Consider the following 797-nt stretch of genomic DNA (forward strand, 5'->3'; position numbering starts at 1 on the left):
CCGCTCAAGGCTGTCGCCACAGGCGCGTCATTGGTGCCTGTGATGGTCACCGTCACCGTGTTGGTGGAACTGGCCCCCAGATTGTCCGTCACCGTGTAGCTGAACGTTTCTGTCGCCGTCTCTCCGGCGGCCAGATATTCATAGGTATCCTGGGCAATGTAGGTGTAGGTGCCATCGCCGTTGTCCGTCACCGGTGTCATCGTTGCGGACACGGAGCCGCCGCCCCCAAAATCAAATGTCACCGTATGCGTGTCCGACATGTCCAGATCGCTGAAATCCGGCGTGAACACCGTGGACAGCATATTTTGCGTCAGGGAAACCGACGTCTCCAGGGCCACAGGCGCATCATTCTGACCCGTGATCGTCACGGTTACTGTTTCGGTTGTTGTGCCGCCATTGCCGTCATCAACCGTATAGGTGAACGTGTCCGTCGCGGTTTCGCCAGCCGCCAGGCTCTCAAACAGACCGTTCGGGTCATAGCTGAACGTGCCATCGTTATTGTTGATGACCGTTCCAAGCGTACCGGTGGTATCCACACTGAACGTATGCATGTCGCTCGCATCCAGATCCGTGTAGCTCGCCATGACCGTGAGGCCCGGACCATCTTCCGACACGGTTCCGCTCAAGGCTGTCGCCACAGGCGCGTCATTGGTGCCTGTGATGGTCACCGTCACCGTGTTGGTGGAACTGGCCCCCAGATTGTCCGTCACCGTGTAGCTGAACGTTTCTGTCGCCGTCTCTCCGGCGGCCAGATATTCATAGGTATCCTGGGCAATGTAGGTGTAGGTGCCATCGCC

At 58.3% G+C, this 797-nt stretch carries 1 protein-coding gene; it reads right to left on the minus strand.

The genetic code is table 11. The annotated features are described in order from the left end of the window. Window positions 1-797, minus strand: a 797-nt coding sequence (locus OA90_RS27845; protein WP_156510737.1) for a VCBS domain-containing protein, incomplete at both ends; no start/stop codon positions are given.

Source organism: Labrenzia sp. OB1 (assembly GCF_001624695.1).
Lineage (GTDB): Bacteria > Pseudomonadota > Alphaproteobacteria > Rhizobiales > Stappiaceae > Roseibium.